Source organism: Mesorhizobium sp. BR-1-1-10 (assembly GCF_020165595.1).
Classification (GTDB): domain Bacteria; phylum Pseudomonadota; class Alphaproteobacteria; order Rhizobiales; family Rhizobiaceae; genus Mesorhizobium; species Mesorhizobium australicum.
The window spans coordinates 76,411-91,585 of sequence record NZ_JAIUIL010000016.1 but is presented as its reverse complement, the minus strand read 5'-3'; the positions used below and the strand labels follow the sequence as shown (position 1 = coordinate 91,585).

The following is a 15,175-nucleotide window of genomic DNA, read 5'->3' as shown; positions in this document are numbered from 1 at the left end:
CCGTTCACAGTGGGATGTTGTCGTGCTTCTTCCAGGGGTTCTGCATATCCTTGTTGCGCAGCATGCGAAGCGCCCGGGCCATGCGGCGGCGGGTCGAATGCGGCATGATCACCTCATCGACATAGCCGCGCTCGGCGGCCACGAAAGGCGACAGGAAGCGGTCTTCGTATGCCTTTGTATGGGCCGCGATCTTTTCGGCATCGCCGATGTCCTTGCGGTAGATGATCTCGACCGCGCCTCTCGCCCCCATGACGGCGATCTGCGCCGTCGGCCAGGCATAGTTCATGTCGCCGCGCAGATGTTTTGACGCCATCACATCATAGGCGCCGCCATAGGCCTTGCGGGTGATCACGGTGATCTTCGGCACGGTCGCCTCGGCATAGGCGAAAAGCAGCTTGGCGCCGTGCTTGATCAGCCCGCCATATTCCTGCGCCGTGCCCGGCAAGAAGCCTGGAACATCGACGAAGGTGACGATGGGAATAGAAAAACAGTCGCAGAAGCGCACGAAGCGCGCCGCCTTGCGGCTGGCGTCGGAATCGAGCACGCCGGCCAGCACCATCGGCTGGTTGGCGACAAAGCCGACGGTCCGGCCTTCGACCCGGCCGAAACCGGTCACGATGTTCTTGGCAAAACTCTGCTGGATCTCGAAGAAATCGCCCTCGTCGGCGACCTTCAGGATCAATTCCTTGATGTCGTAAGGCTTGTTGGCGTTGTCGGGGATCAGCCGGTCGAGCGACATGTCATGGTCGGTGACCGACTGGAAGCATTCGATCTCGGGGATCTCCGACGTGTTGGAAGCTGGCAACAGGTCGATCAGCCGCCGCATCTGCAGGAGCGCCTCGACGTCATTGTCATAGGCGCCGTCGGCGATCGAGGACTTCGTCGTGTGCACCGACGCGCCGCCAAGGCTCTCGGCGGTCACCGTCTCATTGGTTACGGTCTTCACCACGTCCGGTCCGGTGACGAACATGTAGGAGGTGTCGCGCACCATGAAGATGAAGTCGGTCATGGCGGGCGAATAGACGTCACCGCCGGCGCATGGGCCCATGATGACCGAAATCTGCGGAATGACGCCGGACGCAAGCACGTTGCGCTGAAAGATCTCGGCATAGCCGCCGAGGGCTGCCACGCCCTCCTGGATACGCGCCCCGCCGGCATCGTAGAGGCCGATGATTGGCGCACGGTTGCGCAGCGCCATCTCCTGCACCTTGATGACCTTCTCGGCATGGGCTTCCGACAGCGAACCGCCGAACACGGTGAAATCCTTGGCGAAGAGGTAAACGGGACGGCCATTGACCGTGCCCCAGCCGGTGACGACGCCATCGCCGGCGATCTTTGTCTTCTCCATGCCGAAATCGGTCGAGCGGTGCTCGACATACATGTCGAATTCCTCGAACGAGCCTTCGTCGAGAAACACTTCGATGCGTTCGCGCGCGGTGAGCTTGCCCTTCTTGTGCTGCGCATCGATACGGGCCTGGCCACCACCCATGCGGGCGATGTCGCGCCGCCGCTCGAGTTCCTTCAGCACGTCCTTCATCGTTCGATCCCCAAAATCGGAAGCTGCGTTTGTGGTAATGATGCCGGTCGGGGAGTGCAAGCGTCGGCTTTTTGGCTGGTTTTTGCTGCACCGCAACATTGCGCCCCTTGCATTCCAGGCCGAACTCAGCCATATGCAGCCCATAGGCGCTTGGGCCGGGAGATTCCGGCCTTCTCGACAAATGAGACTGGTTGCGTCTGTTTTCCCTCTTTCCGGTATATCGGCCCTCTTCCGATACATCACAAAGTGGCGAAAAAGCCCCGTGGCATGATGCCTGCGGGCACGACAGCGCAGCCGAGTGGACGCCCGCGTCCGCCCGCCTTGTCGTTTCATATAAAATTTTCGACGGCAGGTTGCGCCCTGCCGCCATTGACGTTTGCGGCCAGAGGCCGCGTGAAAGAAGATTATTTTGACCAACGAAAACACATTGCCCGGCAACGACACCGCGGAACTCTCCGGTTTCGCGGCGCTGGGAATTACCGGTGCGCTGCTCAAGGCCACCCACAATGCCGGCTTCGCCGAACCGAAGCCGATCCAGATGCAGGCGATCCCGCCGCAGCTGGAAGGCCGTGACATTTTCGGCATCGCCCAGACCGGCTCCGGCAAGACCGCTGCCTTCGCGCTGCCGATCCTGTCGAAGATCATCGCACTCGGCACCAAGCGGCGCGCCAAGACGACCCGGGCGCTCATCCTGGCGCCGACCCGCGAACTCGCGGTGCAAATCGAGGACACCATCAAGATCCTCGCCAAGGGCGCGCATGTCTCGACGGCACTCGTGCTGGGCGGTGTATCGCGCTTCAGCCAGGTGAAGAAGGTTGCTCCCGGCGTCGATATCCTCATCGCCACGCCCGGCCGGTTGACCGACCTGGTGCGCGAGGGCGACCTCATCCTCTCCGACACCAAATGGCTGGTGCTGGACGAGGGCGACCGCATGCTCGACATGGGCTTCATCAACGATGTCAAGCGCATCGCCAAGGCGACCGCGCCCGATCGTCAGACGGCGCTGTTCTCGGCCACCATGCCGGACGAGATCGCCGAACTCGCCAAGGGCCTCCTGAAGAACCCGGTCCGCATCGAGGTCTCGCCGCAAAGCACCGCGGCGGCAGAGATCGTCCAGGGCGTCGTCTTCGCCCGCACCAAGCAGAAGCGCCAGGTTCTGTCGACGATGCTCGCCGACGAAGCGATGAAGTCCGTCATCATCTTCTCGCGCACCAAGCATGGCGCGGACCGGGTGACCAAGGACCTCGAGCGCGACGGCTTCAAGGCCGCCGTCATTCACGGCAACAAGTCGCAGAATGCCCGTCAGAAGGCACTGAACGATTTCCGTGATGGATCGGTGCGCATTCTGGTCGCGACCGACATCGCCGCGCGCGGCATCGACGTGCCCGGCATCAGCCATGTCGTGAATTTCGACCTGCCGGACGAAGCCGAAAGCTATGTCCACCGTATCGGCCGCACCGGCCGCAACGGTATGGATGGCATCGCGATCACGCTCTGCGATCCTTCGGAGAACAGCAAGCTGCGTCAGGTCGAGCGCATCATCCGCACGAAGCTGCCAATCGTTGCCGACCATCTCGGCAGCCCCGATCCCGCACGCAATCCTGCGGAAAAGAACGAGCGCTTCGAACCTGCCAACGATCGCGACCGCAATGGCCGTCGCGACGGCAGGCGGCCGGGCGGCGAGAAGAAGCCGAACAACGGCTTCGGCAAGAAGCGTTTCGGCGACAAGCCGGCCTTTGCCGGTGAGCGCAAGCCGGAAGGTGCAAAACCCTTCAAGGGCAACAACAAGCGCCGCTTCGGCGGCAAGCGTCCGGCCGCACGGGCTGCCTAACGAAACCTCGCGGCAACCGGCCAGTTCCTAACGGTTGCCTGGTGCCGACTACGAATGAAACGGCGGCTGAACATTGCTTCAGCCGCCGTTTTGTCTTCGAACCTCACTTCGCCACCGCTTCGATCCAGACGGCAATCCGTTGCGCCAGGAATGCGGTGGTGGATGGCGATAGCGCGTCGCCGGCAATGACATGGTTGTCTGGATCGCCAGTGCTTTCGATGGGCACCAGCTCATGCGCGGCACCCCAGCGCGCGGCGATCTCACGCGTGCGGTCGGGTCGCACGACCTTGTCTATATCCGAGAAGATGAACAGGGCGGGAATGGTCGCCTTCTCCACCGGCGCGCCATAGGCAAGGTCGGTCAGCGCCTGCATCGGCATCGTCGCGGCGATCGGATATCTGGTGGTCCAGAATTTCTCATGCAGCGCGTTGCGCGGCGCGAAGCTGCGTTCCTTGCCGGCGACGAGTTCGGCGATCTGCTTGCCCCAGGGCATGGTCAGGATCTCGGCGCCGGATGCTTTCACGCCGAAATTGGGCGAGATGAATGCAATGGCCGCCACACCCTCGGATGCCCCGGGCTGCGTCGCTGCCCAGGCCGCCAGCGCGCCGCCGGTCGACGTTGAGATGACGATCACCTTGTCGCCGATTGCCCGGCCGATGGCGAGCGCCTCCTCATAGTCGTTGATCCAGGCGTTGACGCTGCCTTGCGTCATCGCCGCGCCGTCCTGCCCGTGGCCGGTGAGGCGGGTGTAGAACAGGTTGGCGTCGAGCTGGTCGGCCACGTCGTCGGGCAAGGGTCGGATCTCGCCCTTCGATGCGGAAAAGCCGTGGATGTAGACGATCGACAGCGGTGTCTTTGCGTGCACCATTGGGTTGGCCCAGACGATCTCCTTCTCCAGCCCGTCGCGGATACCGGGTACGGCAGCCTCCACTTTTGCCACATAGGCCTGTGGGTCGTCGCCGATGGCGGAAGGATCGAAATGGATCGTGGTGTCGACGGGTACGCGTGGACCCAGTAGGAAGGTCAGTGCAAGGACGGCGATCAGGCCCAGCACAGCAAGCACGATCCGTCGCCCCATCGCAGACTCCACGCAACAACATTCAAACTATGGTGGTGGCCATGAACAGGCAACGGCCGTTCAGGCGGCCAAGCCACCAATCCTGTGGGCATTATTTGTTGGGCGGTTTGCGCTCATAATGCAGCGGGCGCGCTTTCCAGCTGGTCGTCAGGCTGATCACCCATCGGCATAGCGGCCTTGGCAGCATGCCGAGAATTTTCAACGGCCAGCTCGTTCTGTACGGGAACGTCACTTCGAAGCCGCCGGATTTGATTCCCCGCACCATGCGGCGCGTCGCGCGGCCGACCGGCATCAGGCCAGGCATCGGCAGCATGTTCTTTTCGGTCAATGGCGTGTCGACAAAACCGGGGTTAATCACCTGGACGCGGATGTTCATCTTGTCGAAATCATATTTCAGCGACTCGGCCAGAATGTTGATAGCCGCCTTGGTACCGCCATAGGCCGCCGTGGTCGGCCAGCCGAAATAGGCGGTCACCGAGCCGACCAGAACGACATGCCCACGCGCGCGCACCCGCATATGCTCGACGACAGGCACCAGCCCATTGATGATGCCGAAATAGTTGACTTCGAAGGAGCGGCGGAAATCCTTGACGACGAGGGACTCTCCGGGTGTCGAGATGTAATTTCCGGCATTGAAGATGGCGAGCACGATCGGCCCGAGGTCGTTCTCGATCGCCGCCACCGTTCTTGCCATGCGCGGCTCGTCGGTGACGTCGCAGGGAAAGGACACGACCTTGCCCGGCATCTGCGCGGTCTCGACGATGAGCGTGTCGATCGGATCGTCGTCCAGCGCTGTCACAGCCACCGCATAGCCTTGTGACGCCAGATCCCTGGCCAGCGAGCGGCCAATGCCGCTGCTGCCGCCGGTGACCCAGGCTACGCCGTGTTTCGGATCGGCCCGATAGAGTGTCATGCTGCGCCCTGCCGAGTTGTTATGTCTTGCTCTAGCGGTGGAGAAATCGAATGAAAAGAGTGCTTCTCGACGCCGGGTGCAAATGAACTGTCCGGTGTCCACCGGTCCCCGGCGACATCCATACACCGCAGCGCCGGAAATGCGACTGGACCAGACGAATTCTTGCCTTGAAACCGAAGCGTTGGGTTTCTAGGGTTTCGGCGCACGCATACAAGGAATCCCGAATGCCCCGTTCAGTGATCGACGCGATCGGCAACACGCCCCTGATCCGCCTCAACAAGGCTTCCGAAGAAACCGGCTGCGAGATCCTGGGCAAGGCCGAGTTCATGAATCCGGGGCAGTCGGTTAAGGATCGCGCCGGCCTGTTCATCATCCGTGATGCCGAACAACGCGGCCTGTTGCAGCCGGGCGGTGTCATCGTCGAGGGAACCGCCGGCAACACCGGCATCGGGCTGACGCTCGTCGCCAAGGCGCTGGGCTATCGCACTGTCATCGTCATTCCGGATACGCAGAGTCAGGAAAAGAAGGACACGATCAGGCTGCTCGGCGCCGAGCTGATCGAAGTGCCGGCCGTGCCTTACAGGAATCCCAACAACTACGTAAAACTGTCGGGACGGCTGGCGGAGCAGATGGCCAGGAGCGAACCGAACGGCGCGATCTGGGCCAACCAGTTCGACAATGTCGCCAACCGCGATGGCCATATCCGCACCACGGCCGAGGAAATCTGGGCCCAGACCGGCGGCAAGGTCGACGGTTTTGTCTCGGCGGTGGGGTCGGGCGGAACGCTGGCCGGTGTCGGGCTCGGATTGAAGGCCAAGAGCAAGAACGTCAAGATCGCGCTCGCCGACCCTCTCGGCGCCGCGCTCTACAGTTTCTACACCAGCGGCGAGCTGAAGTCAGAAGGCAGTTCGATTACCGAAGGCATCGGGCAGGGGCGCATCACCGCCAACCTCGAAGGCTTCACGCCTGACTTCTCCTACCAGATCAGGGATGAGGACGCGCTGCCGATCGTCTTTGACCTGATCCAGGAGGAAGGCCTGTGCGTCGGCGGCTCGACCGGCATCAACATCGCCGGCGCGATGCGGCTGGCTGCGGAATTGGGTCCGGGCCACACCATCGTGACGATCCTTTGCGACTACGGGACGCGCTACCAGTCGAAGCTATTCAACCCCGAATTCCTGCGCGAAAAGCAACTGCCGGTACCAGGCTGGATGGAATTGCAGAGCAAGATTTCAGTGCCCTTCGAGAAGGTCACGTGATGGCGCACCGGACCGAAGCGCTGTTTCGCGACGACGCCTATCTCCGCACGGCGGATGCCACGGTCGTCGCCATCAATGAGCGCGGCGGCATCATCCTCGACCGGACGATCTTCTATGCCACTTCCGGCGGCCAGCCGGGCGATAGCGGCACGTTGGAGCGTGCCGACGGCAGCCGCGTCGCAATTGCCGCCACGATCACTGGCGAGACCAAGGACGAGATCATCCATGTGCCGTCACCGAAGCAGGCCTTGCCGGAGGTGGGCGAGACGGTGAAGCTCGCCATCGACTGGGAGCGCCGGCATCTGCTGATGCGCATGCACGCGGCTTGCCACCTGCTCACCGTTGTCTGCCCGTTCCCGATCACCGGGGCGGCGGTTTCCGAGGACGACAGCCGTGTCGATTTTGACATTCCAGACGCCAGCTTCACCAAGGAAGAGGTGACCGCCGGCATGATGGATCTGGTGCGGGCGGATCATCCCATCTTCACCAGGCTGATCAGCGACGAGGAATTGGCCGCGAATCCTGGCTTGGTGAAGTCCAAGAACGTCCGACCGCCTGTTGGCACCGGCAAGATCCGTCTGGTCTGCATCGGTGACAATGCCTCGGTGGACAGCCAGCCCTGCGGCGGCACCCATGTGAGGAGCACCGGCGAAATCGGCGAAATCCACATCGGCAAGATCGAAAAGAAGGGCCGGGAGAACAGGCGCTTCCGCATCCGCTTCGGCCCGATGCCGGCGAACTGAACAGACAGACACCATCAAAAGGCGGCAGGAGAAAAGAATGGCCGAAGACAGTCCTTTTACCGTCGATGCGGACTGGCTGCAGGAACGTCTCGGCCAGCCGGGCCTGACGATCATTGACGCCTCCTGGTATCTGCCTGCACAAAGGCGCGACGCGCGCGCCGAGTATGATGCGGCTCACATTCCTGGCGCCCGTTTCCTGGACCAGGACGCGGTTTCGGATCCTGACGCTGCCTTGCCGCATACACTGCCATCCCCGCAGCATTTCGCCCAATATGTCGGCGCGATGGGCGTTTCGGCCGATGACACCATCGTCGTCTATGATGGCCCGGGCTTTTTCTCCGCACCGCGGGCATGGTGGATGTTCCGGACCATGGGTGTCTTCCAGACCTATATTCTGGACGGCGGCTTCGACCGCTGGAAGGCGACCGGCCGGCCGGCAACGGCCGAGCCGACGAAGATCGCGCCAAGCGTCTTTCATGCCGATTTCGACGCCAGTCGCGTCGTCGGTCTGGCCGATATGCGCCGGATTGTCGATACAAAGGCAGGCCAGATTGCCGATGCCCGTGGGCCGGGCCGCTTCACGGGTAGCGAACCCGAGCCCCGCGCTGGCATCCGCTCCGGCCACATGCCGGGCGCGCGCAATGTGCCGTACTCCGCATTGTCGGAAAACGGCAGGCTGCTGCCGAAGGACCGTTTGCGCAAGGTGATAGAGGACGCCGGTATCGACCTATCCAAGCCCGTGGTCACATCCTGCGGCTCCGGCGTCACCGCCGCGGTGGTCACGCTGGCGCTGGAAACGCTTGGCCATACCGACAACAGGCTTTATGACGGCTCATGGACCGAGTGGGGCGGATTGTCCGATACACCAGTCGTGACCGGCCCAGCGACCACCGGCCCTACAACGACCGGCCCAGCAACGACTGGCCCAGCAACGACCGGCAAGGAATGAATTGATGGAAAACGGCGTGCTGCAGGACATTGAGGTCACGGTGACTTTTCTCGAAATGCATGCCCCACCGCCCGTCTCGCCACCGGTACCCTACAACCGCCAGGTCGCGCTGCTGAAAACCAGGGACATTCCCTTGCATTTCTATCGCTACCTGATGGACCGGGTGGGACGCAAATGGCACTGGGTGAATGTTCTGAGGCTGAATGACGATGAGCTGTCAGCCGGAATCCACCGCGAGGATCGCGACATCAGGGTGCTCTATCTCGACGGTGCGCCTGCCGGCTTCTTCGATCTCAAGCCGCATCTGCCCGAGGAAGTCGAACTCGCCTATTTCGGCATGATGGAACATGCCACCGGTCAAGGCATCGGTCGCTGGTTCCTTGGTTCGGCGATTGCCGCGGCATGGTCGTATGGGCCGAAAAGGGTGACGGTGCAGACCTGCACGCTCGACCACCCGGCCGCGCTACCGCTCTACCAGAAGCTCGGTTTCACGCCGGTGGCGCAGAAGAAGGAAGTCGTGCATCCCCTGCCTTTCGCCGAGCGCTCGGCCAGCGTCATGCGGCCGTAAGTTCAGCCGGAATCCGCCGCCGCTTCGATGATTCATCAACGGATTGTCGAACTGATTAGCCGATTAACGATTTCGGTAGCCCTCCCGGAGCTCGAAGGGAGGATCCGACATCGGATCGGCTCATGCACGCTTGGCAGGAATCGGGTGGGAAGCACGGCGGCGAGCGCATAGTTTCCGGTCGCCAGTACCGGAGATCTTACGACGACCATCCAATTCACAGCTCTGCCGACCGAAAATGTCAGGGCGCTGCAGCGCGGCGGCCCCGATGCCTATGGCCGTACGCCCGAGCGGAAAATCTCTGACGGCGACGGGATGCCTTGCCGTCATTGTCTCAGGAATATCGCCGCCGGCGATGTCTATCTCATCCTCGCCTACCGGCCATTTCCAGACCCTCAGCCCTATGCAGAAACCGGGCCGATCTTCCTGCATGCCCAGGAATGCGAGCGTGCCGTCGGGACAAGGGAGCCGCCGGAGATCCTCGACAGCCCGGACTATATCGTGCGCGGCTATGGCGGCGATGATCGCATCGTCTACGGCAGCGGTGGCATCATCCCGACCGGAGCAATTGCCGCACGAGCCGAGACTTTGTTGGAGCGTGAGGACATTGCCTATGTGCATGTCCGCTCGGCGCGCAACAATTGCTATCAGTGCCGCATCGAGCGCGCATAAGATCAAGGGATTGGCGGCAGAAAGTCTCTGTCGCACTGCTGTCGCATAGACGCGCTAGAAAGCCAGTGTCGATCGATTGGCCGACCGCGGATGAACCGGCGGCAATCTCGATATCGAGGAAGCGGGGCTTTGGCTCCGCTTTTTTGTTGCCCGCGTTCGGCCCTAACGTCTTTCGCCGCAAAAAAGCCCGCCGGCATGGCCGACGGGCTTCGACTGTTTGCCTGGAGGGGGCTTAGTTGAACTTGTACTTCGCGCCGATACGCACGGTATGGAAGGAAGCCTTGGAAGTGATGGAGTCGTCGGGGAGGCCGAGATCCGACGAGAAATCCTTCTCGGCAAACTGCGAATAGCGGTATTCCAGACCGAGCGTGACGTTGCTCGACACTGCCGTTTCCAGGCCACCACCGACTGAGAAGCCGCTGGAACCCCAGTCGATGATATCACCGACCGGATCGGAAGCGTTCAGATCGAAATGCTGCCAGCTATAGCCAGCCAGTGCATAGGCAAGGGTCGATTCGTTCATCTTCATGCCGACGCGGCCCAGCACATCGAAGCCGTAGTCCGTATCCAGATTGATCGAGCCGCCTGGGATGTCGAGCTGGCTGGTCATGCCCGAATAACGAGCATCGACCATGACACCCGCAACCCAGCTGCCGAAGTCATGATCATAGCCGACGTTCAACTCGCCAAGCACGCCTTCACCACCAAGACCGTTGAACTTGGCACCGAGAAGCGGCGGGATTTCGAGCTGGTGCACCGATGCGCCGGCGCCCAAGCCACCACCGATATAGAAGCCGGTCCAGTTGTAGGCGGGTGTTTCAAACGAAGCGGCGGCTCCGTTCTGCGCACCGAAGCGATAGCTGGCGGCAACCTGGAATGTGTGACGCGACGTGTCGAGATTGAGTGCGCCGTCCGGCGAAGGAATGCCAGCTTCGGAAAGGAGATCGTCCTTGGTGCCGAAGCGGGTGTAGCGGTATTCTGTTTTGATCGTCCAGTTGCTGTTGATCGCGGTTTCGAGACCACCCCCGACGAAATATCCGCTCTGGTCCCAATCGAAGCCGAAACCGGCATTGGTATCGAGCTTGTACTTCTGCCAGGAATAGCCGCCCATGACGTAGCCCAGCGTAGTCGGCGTGATCAGGTAACCAGCACGCAAACCGGCATCGAAGCCGTATGTCTCCTGAATAGACGCGTCGAAAGGGCCGACATCCAGCGACGTTTCAATGTTGCCAACATGGACATCGACAAGCCCACCCAGAAGGAAGCGGGGCGACACCATATAGTCGTAACCAGCGGTAAGTTCGCCGTAGACCCCTTCACCGCCGATGCCATCCAAAGACAGACCGGGGATGAGATCGCTGCTGAGCTTGTGCGAGTTGGCTCCGGCGCCGATACCGAAGCCAACATAAACGCCACTCCAGTTAAAACCGGATGCCTCGACCGGTTGCACAACATCAGCGGCATGCGCGACCGACATAATTGCCACCGCCGATACTGCACTAAGAAGAATAGATTTCGCTGAAACGCGAAGAAACATAGCCCGTACCCCTAATCAATAAGCCCAAGATGTTCCTAGCAGGGAGTCGGCCAAGAAGGGTATGACAAAAATGCAACAATAGGGGGGTAAAGTGCCCTTACGGCACACGCTTCGATGGTCCTCTGGGAAGCGGGTTTGGCGCATCATTGCCCAAAGCAAAAAGCCCGCCGGAGTGAACCGGCGGGCAAGAGTGTGAGTTGACTTTTTCCGGGTATATTAAGCCGCCAGCACTGCTTTCGGCTCGACCAGTTCGTAGCCGAGCGCTTCGGCGACCGCGCGGTTGGTGATCTTGCCCTTGTGGACATTCAGGCCGTTGCGCAGGTGATGGTCATCGACCAGAGCCTTCAGGCCCTTGTCCGCGAGTTGCAGACCATAGTGCAGCGTCGCGTTGTTGAGCGCGTGGGCCGAGGTGACCGGCACGGCACCTGGCATGTTGGCAACGCAGTAGTGGATCACGCCGTCGACCTCGTAGGTGGGCTCGGCATGGGTGGTGGCGTGCGAGGTCTCGAAGCAGCCGCCCTGGTCGATGGCGACATCGACCAGTACCGAGCCCTTCTTCATGCCGGACAGCATTTCGCGGCTGACGAGCTTCGGTGCGGCGGCGCCCGGGATGAGCACGGCGCCGACGACGATGTCGGCCGAGAAGCATTCTTCCTCGAGCGCCTCGACGGTCGAGTAACGGGTGTGGACCCGGCCGGCGAAGAGGTCGTCAAGCTGGCGCAGGCGCGGGATCGAGCGGTCGATGATGGTGACATCGGCGCCAAGGCCGGCGGCCATACGGGCCGCGTGCAGGCCAACGACGCCGCCGCCAAGCACGGTGACCTTGCCCGGCAGCACGCCGGGTACGCCGCCGAGCAGCACGCCGCGGCCGCCATTGGCCTTCTGCAGCGCCGTGGCGCCGGCCTGGATCGACAAGCGGCCGGCGACTTCCGACATCGGGGCCAGCAGCGGCAGGCCGCCACGATCGTCGGTCACGGTTTCGTAGGCGATCGCCGTCACGCCCGAGGCGAGCAGGCCCTTGGTCTGCTCCGGATCCGGAGCCAAATGGAGATAGGTGTACAGGATCTGGCCTTCGCGCAGCTGTGCCCATTCATTGGGCTGCGGCTCCTTGACCTTCACGATCATGTCCGACTTGGCGAACACGTCGGCGGCCGTCTTGGCGATGACGGCGCCGGCAGCGCGGTAGGCATTGTCATCGGCGCCGATGCCGGCTCCCGCGCCGGTCTCGACCAGCACTTCATGGCCATGGGCGACATATTCGCGAACCGAGCCCGGCGTCAGGCCGACACGGTATTCGTGGTTCTTGATTTCCTTGGGGCAGCCGATGCGCATTTTCTTCTCCTGATCCGGGCCCTTTTGGGCTCACTCCCTGTAGTGCTGGAGTGAACCATGAATCGGCGTGCAGGTGTTTGCGAATGCGCTTGCGTGGACGGGCCAGTTTCGATATTCGTTGCAAAAAATAAACGGATTTTCGCAGGAATCACGAAAAATGCCGCTCGACAGGATTGATATCGCCATTCTTGAGACTTTGCAGAAGGACGGGCGGATGCCGAACGCGGCCCTTGCCGAGAAGGTTGGCCTGTCGCAGTCGGCCTGCTCGCGGCGGCTCGACAATTTGGAGAAGTCCGGAACCATCCGCGGCTATCACGCCCGGCTGTCCAACGCGGCCCTTGGCCACCAGATGACGGCGATCGTTCACATATCGCTCTCCGGCCAGTTCGAAAAGACGCTGTCGGATTTCGAGGCGGCGATCAAACGCTGCCCCAACGTGCTGTCGTGCCACCTGATGTCGGGCGAGTACGACTATATCCTGAGGATCGCGGCCAAGGATCTCGTCGACTACGAGCGCATCCACAAGGAATGGCTGTCGGCGATGCCGCATGTGACGAAGATCAATTCGTCCTTCGCCCTGCGCGAAATCGTCGACCGGACGGCAATGGGTCTGAAGCCGGAGATGGCCTAGAGCCCTATACCGTGGCCGCCTCCGTCACGATCCGATCCATCGGGATGTCGTGCGGCTGCGGATAAATGGTGGCGATGCGCTGCAATTCGTAGCCGACACCGATGACCAGCGGCTTGAACGGCATGGCGGCCAGCGTACGGTCGAAGAAGCCGCCGCCATAGCCCAGGCGATAGCTTGCCGGATCAATGCCGACAATGGGCGAGATGACGATGTCCGGCAGCACCGGATCACCCTCTGCCGGAATCGGGATGTTCCAGACGCCCTTTTCCAACCGGTCGCCCGGTTTGTAGGCGCGGAAGATCAGCGGTTGCCCTTTCTCGACAACGATGGGCAGCGCGGTGCGACCGCCACGCTCATTGACGGACGCCATCCAGGGCCGCAGATCCGGCTCGCCGCGAAACGGCCAGTAAAGGCTGACCATGCGGCCCGCGATCTCGCCGACAAGTGCATCCAGCCCGCCGGCGATGCGTTGCGACATTGCTGTTCGGGCGTCGGCGGAAACTTCAAGCCGGGCGGCGATTAGCCTTTCGCGCTCGGCTTTGCGCCAACGCCGCACGTCGGTCCAGTCGCTGAGTGGTGCCTGGAACGCAGGGTCGAGCTCGTGCATGAAGCAGGGCGGCGAAGAGTATTGCGCCGGGCCCTGGTTGTCATGATCGTTAGCCATGCCTCACCTCATCTCATGTTCGATGACGCTATACCTCGCGATACGATAGAACATGTGCATTCACGACATGGAACGACGAGTCTCAAGCACTGTCCTGCCATTGTTGCATTGCACAAGATACCTACATCTAGGGCAGGCAATCTTGCCCATCAGGGGTGAATCAAATGAGCGATGCCAGACATCATGTCGTCGTCGTCGGTGCCGGGTTCGGCGGTCTCGAATTCACCCGCGCACTGGCCGGTGCACCGGTGCGCATTACCATGATCGACAAGCGCAACCATCATCTGTTCCAGCCGCTGCTCTATCAGGTGGCAACCACGGCGCTGGCAACCTCGGAGGTTGCCTGGCCGATCCGCCATCTCCTGCGCAAGCGCAAGGATGTGACGACACTGCTCGCCAATGTCACGGATGTCGACCGGTCCGGCAAACGCGTTCTGCTCGACGACGGCAGCGCCGTCGCCTACGACACGCTGGTGCTCGCCACCGGCGCGCGCCATGCCTATTTCGGCCATGACGAATGGGAGCCTTTCGCGCCGGGCCTGAAGACTTTGGAGGATGCCACCACCATTCGGCGCCGCATTCTTCTGGCCTTCGAGCAGGCGGAGCGGGAATCTGACCCTGCCAGGCGCCAAGCGCTGCTGACCATTGTCATCGTCGGCGGCGGGCCGACCGGGGTCGAACTCGCCGGAACCATTGCCGAACTGGCACATGACACGCTGCGCGGCGAATTCCGCAACATCGATACGCGCCAGACGCGGGTGGTGCTGATCGAGGCCGGCGACCGCATTCTGGCCAATTTCGCGCCAAAGCTCTCCGACTACGCTCGGAAGGCGCTGGAACGGCTTGGCGTTTCGGTCGAGCTCGGCCGGGCCGTTACGCGCTGCGATGCCGACGGCGTGGTTTTTGGCGACACGATTCTGCCGGCCCGCACGATCCTGTGGGCAGCCGGCGTTGCCGCTTCGCCAGCCGCCGAATGGCTGGAAGCGAAGGCGGATCGGGCGGGCAGGGTGTTGGTCGAGCCTGATCTCAGCGTGCCCGGCAGCCCGGAGATTTTTGTCATCGGCGACGCCGCCCACGTGCTGCGGCCCGACGGGCGGCCCGTGCCCGGCGTCGCGCCTTCCGCCAAGCAGGAGGGACGGCATGTTGCCGCGACCGTCAAGGCCAGGCTTGCCGGCGACACCAGCCCGCGGCCTTTCCACTACAAGCACGCCGGCGATCTGGCGACGATCGGCAAGCGCGCCGCCGCCATTGATTTCGGCTGGATCAAGCTCACCGGTTGGCTTGCGTGGTGGCTTTGGGGCATTGCACATATCTATTTCCTGATCGGTTTTCGCAACCGGCTTGCGGTTTCGCTGAGCTGGCTATGGATCTACGTCACAGGCCAGCGCAGCGCCCGGCTGATCACCCAGGGCGACGACGACAGGACCTGACTTTCTTCACCGCGCCTTTCATCCGGCCGTCATC

Annotated in this window: 14 protein-coding genes; 8 read left to right on the top strand and 6 right to left on the bottom strand. The window is 62.1% G+C overall.

Annotation, left to right across the window (positions count from 1 at the left end):
- Nucleotides 1–4: 4 nt before the first annotated feature.
- A complete protein-coding gene (locus LB555_RS27315) occupies nt 5–1,537 on the bottom strand; it encodes an acyl-CoA carboxylase subunit beta (RefSeq protein WP_140619559.1) in 1,533 nt (510 codons plus the stop codon).
- A 409-nt stretch (nt 1,538–1,946) separates the two neighbouring features.
- On the opposite strand from LB555_RS27315, the gene LB555_RS27310 reads away from it, so the two are divergent.
- The gene (locus tag LB555_RS27310) at nt 1,947–3,368 is read left to right on the top strand and encodes a DEAD/DEAH box helicase (protein ID WP_015317958.1); all 1,422 of its coding nucleotides are present in this window, start codon (nt 1,947–1,949) and stop codon (nt 3,366–3,368) included.
- Between the two features lie 103 nt (nt 3,369–3,471).
- Here LB555_RS27310 and LB555_RS27305 read toward each other — a convergent pair whose 3' ends face one another.
- Together LB555_RS27305 and LB555_RS27300 are read right to left on the bottom strand one after the other, a co-directional pair.
- The gene (locus LB555_RS27305) at nt 3,472–4,446 is read right to left on the bottom strand and encodes an alpha/beta hydrolase (RefSeq protein ID WP_224530752.1); all 975 of its coding nucleotides are present in this window, start codon (nt 4,444–4,446) and stop codon (nt 3,472–3,474) included.
- A 91-nt stretch (nt 4,447–4,537) separates the two neighbouring features.
- Nucleotides 4,538–5,359: an SDR family oxidoreductase gene (locus tag LB555_RS27300; protein WP_140619562.1), complete on the bottom strand. Its 822-nt coding sequence runs from the start codon at nt 5,357–5,359 to the stop codon at nt 4,538–4,540.
- Between the two features lie 224 nt (nt 5,360–5,583).
- Here LB555_RS27300 and LB555_RS27295 point away from each other — a divergent pair, with 224 nt between their 5' ends.
- The 5 genes from LB555_RS27295 to LB555_RS27275 all read left to right on the top strand — a co-directional run bounded on the left by LB555_RS27295 (nt 5,584) and on the right by LB555_RS27275 (nt 9,547).
- Entirely contained in the window at nt 5,584–6,618 is a 1,035-nt protein-coding gene (locus LB555_RS27295) for a cysteine synthase A (RefSeq protein WP_140717259.1), read from the top strand.
- Nucleotides 6,618–7,361: an alanyl-tRNA editing protein gene (locus LB555_RS27290; protein ID WP_224684191.1), complete on the top strand. Its 744-nt coding sequence runs from the start codon at nt 6,618–6,620 to the stop codon at nt 7,359–7,361. Before LB555_RS27295 ends, LB555_RS27290 begins: the two co-directional genes overlap by 1 nt.
- Nucleotides 7,362–7,398: 37 nt before the next feature.
- Nucleotides 7,399–8,310 (top strand): 3-mercaptopyruvate sulfurtransferase, encoded by a 912-nt coding sequence (sseA, locus tag LB555_RS27285; RefSeq protein ID WP_224684190.1) that lies wholly within the window; start codon nt 7,399–7,401, stop codon nt 8,308–8,310.
- Between the two features lie 4 nt (nt 8,311–8,314).
- Nucleotides 8,315–8,878, top strand: coding sequence for a GNAT family N-acetyltransferase (locus tag LB555_RS27280; protein WP_140720514.1), 564 nt, complete (start codon nt 8,315–8,317; stop codon nt 8,876–8,878).
- Between the two features lie 207 nt (nt 8,879–9,085).
- The gene (locus tag LB555_RS27275; protein ID WP_224684195.1) at nt 9,086–9,547 is read left to right on the top strand and encodes a DUF1203 domain-containing protein; all 462 of its coding nucleotides are present in this window, start codon (nt 9,086–9,088) and stop codon (nt 9,545–9,547) included.
- Nucleotides 9,548–9,779: 232 nt separating this feature from the next.
- Here the strand turns inward: LB555_RS27275 and LB555_RS27270 are convergent, their stop codons facing one another.
- Together LB555_RS27270 and ald are read right to left on the bottom strand one after the other, a co-directional pair.
- A complete protein-coding gene (locus LB555_RS27270) occupies nt 9,780–11,084 on the bottom strand; it encodes an outer membrane protein (RefSeq protein ID WP_224684189.1) in 1,305 nt (434 codons plus the stop codon).
- Nucleotides 11,085–11,300: 216 nt separating this feature from the next.
- Nucleotides 11,301–12,416 carry an alanine dehydrogenase gene (gene ald / locus LB555_RS27265; RefSeq protein WP_140793731.1) on the bottom strand — a complete coding sequence of 372 codons (1,116 nt, stop codon included), beginning with the start codon at nt 12,414–12,416 and terminating at the stop codon, nt 11,301–11,303.
- Between the two features lie 157 nt (nt 12,417–12,573).
- Here ald and LB555_RS27260 point away from each other — a divergent pair, with 157 nt between their 5' ends.
- Nucleotides 12,574–13,047, top strand: coding sequence for an Lrp/AsnC family transcriptional regulator (locus LB555_RS27260; RefSeq protein WP_015317948.1), 474 nt, complete (start codon nt 12,574–12,576; stop codon nt 13,045–13,047).
- A 4-nt stretch (nt 13,048–13,051) separates the two neighbouring features.
- Here LB555_RS27260 and LB555_RS27255 read toward each other — a convergent pair whose 3' ends face one another.
- Complete coding sequence (locus tag LB555_RS27255; protein WP_015317947.1) at nt 13,052–13,711, bottom strand: 5-formyltetrahydrofolate cyclo-ligase; 660 nt, start codon at nt 13,709–13,711, stop codon at nt 13,052–13,054.
- 164 nt (nt 13,712–13,875) lie between these two features.
- On the opposite strand from LB555_RS27255, the gene LB555_RS27250 reads away from it, so the two are divergent.
- Complete coding sequence (locus LB555_RS27250) at nt 13,876–15,141, top strand: NAD(P)/FAD-dependent oxidoreductase (RefSeq protein ID WP_015317946.1); 1,266 nt, start codon at nt 13,876–13,878, stop codon at nt 15,139–15,141.
- Nucleotides 15,142–15,175 lie beyond the last annotated feature (34 nt).

What these genes read in the sequence shown, in the direction of transcription:
- LB555_RS27315 (WP_140619559.1), bottom strand. Translation starts at nt 1,537, where the DNA reads ATGAAGGACGTGCTGAAGGAACTCGAGCGGCGGCGCGACATCGCCCGC.
- LB555_RS27305 (WP_224530752.1), bottom strand. Translation starts at nt 4,446, where the DNA reads ATGGGGCGACGGATCGTGCTTGCTGTGCTGGGCCTGATCGCCGTCCTT.
- LB555_RS27300 (WP_140619562.1), bottom strand. Translation starts at nt 5,359, where the DNA reads ATGACACTCTATCGGGCCGATCCGAAACACGGCGTAGCCTGGGTCACC.
- LB555_RS27295 (WP_140717259.1), top strand. Translation starts at nt 5,584, where the DNA reads ATGCCCCGTTCAGTGATCGACGCGATCGGCAACACGCCCCTGATCCGC.
- LB555_RS27290 (WP_224684191.1), top strand. Translation starts at nt 6,618, where the DNA reads ATGGCGCACCGGACCGAAGCGCTGTTTCGCGACGACGCCTATCTCCGC.
- sseA (WP_224684190.1), top strand. Translation starts at nt 7,399, where the DNA reads ATGGCCGAAGACAGTCCTTTTACCGTCGATGCGGACTGGCTGCAGGAA.
- LB555_RS27280 (WP_140720514.1), top strand. Translation starts at nt 8,315, where the DNA reads ATGGAAAACGGCGTGCTGCAGGACATTGAGGTCACGGTGACTTTTCTC.
- LB555_RS27270 (WP_224684189.1), bottom strand. Translation starts at nt 11,084, where the DNA reads ATGTTTCTTCGCGTTTCAGCGAAATCTATTCTTCTTAGTGCAGTATCG.
- ald (WP_140793731.1), bottom strand. Translation starts at nt 12,416, where the DNA reads ATGCGCATCGGCTGCCCCAAGGAAATCAAGAACCACGAATACCGTGTC.
- LB555_RS27260 (WP_015317948.1), top strand. Translation starts at nt 12,574, where the DNA reads ATGCCGCTCGACAGGATTGATATCGCCATTCTTGAGACTTTGCAGAAG.
- LB555_RS27255 (WP_015317947.1), bottom strand. Translation starts at nt 13,711, where the DNA reads ATGGCTAACGATCATGACAACCAGGGCCCGGCGCAATACTCTTCGCCG.
- LB555_RS27250 (WP_015317946.1), top strand. Translation starts at nt 13,876, where the DNA reads ATGAGCGATGCCAGACATCATGTCGTCGTCGTCGGTGCCGGGTTCGGC.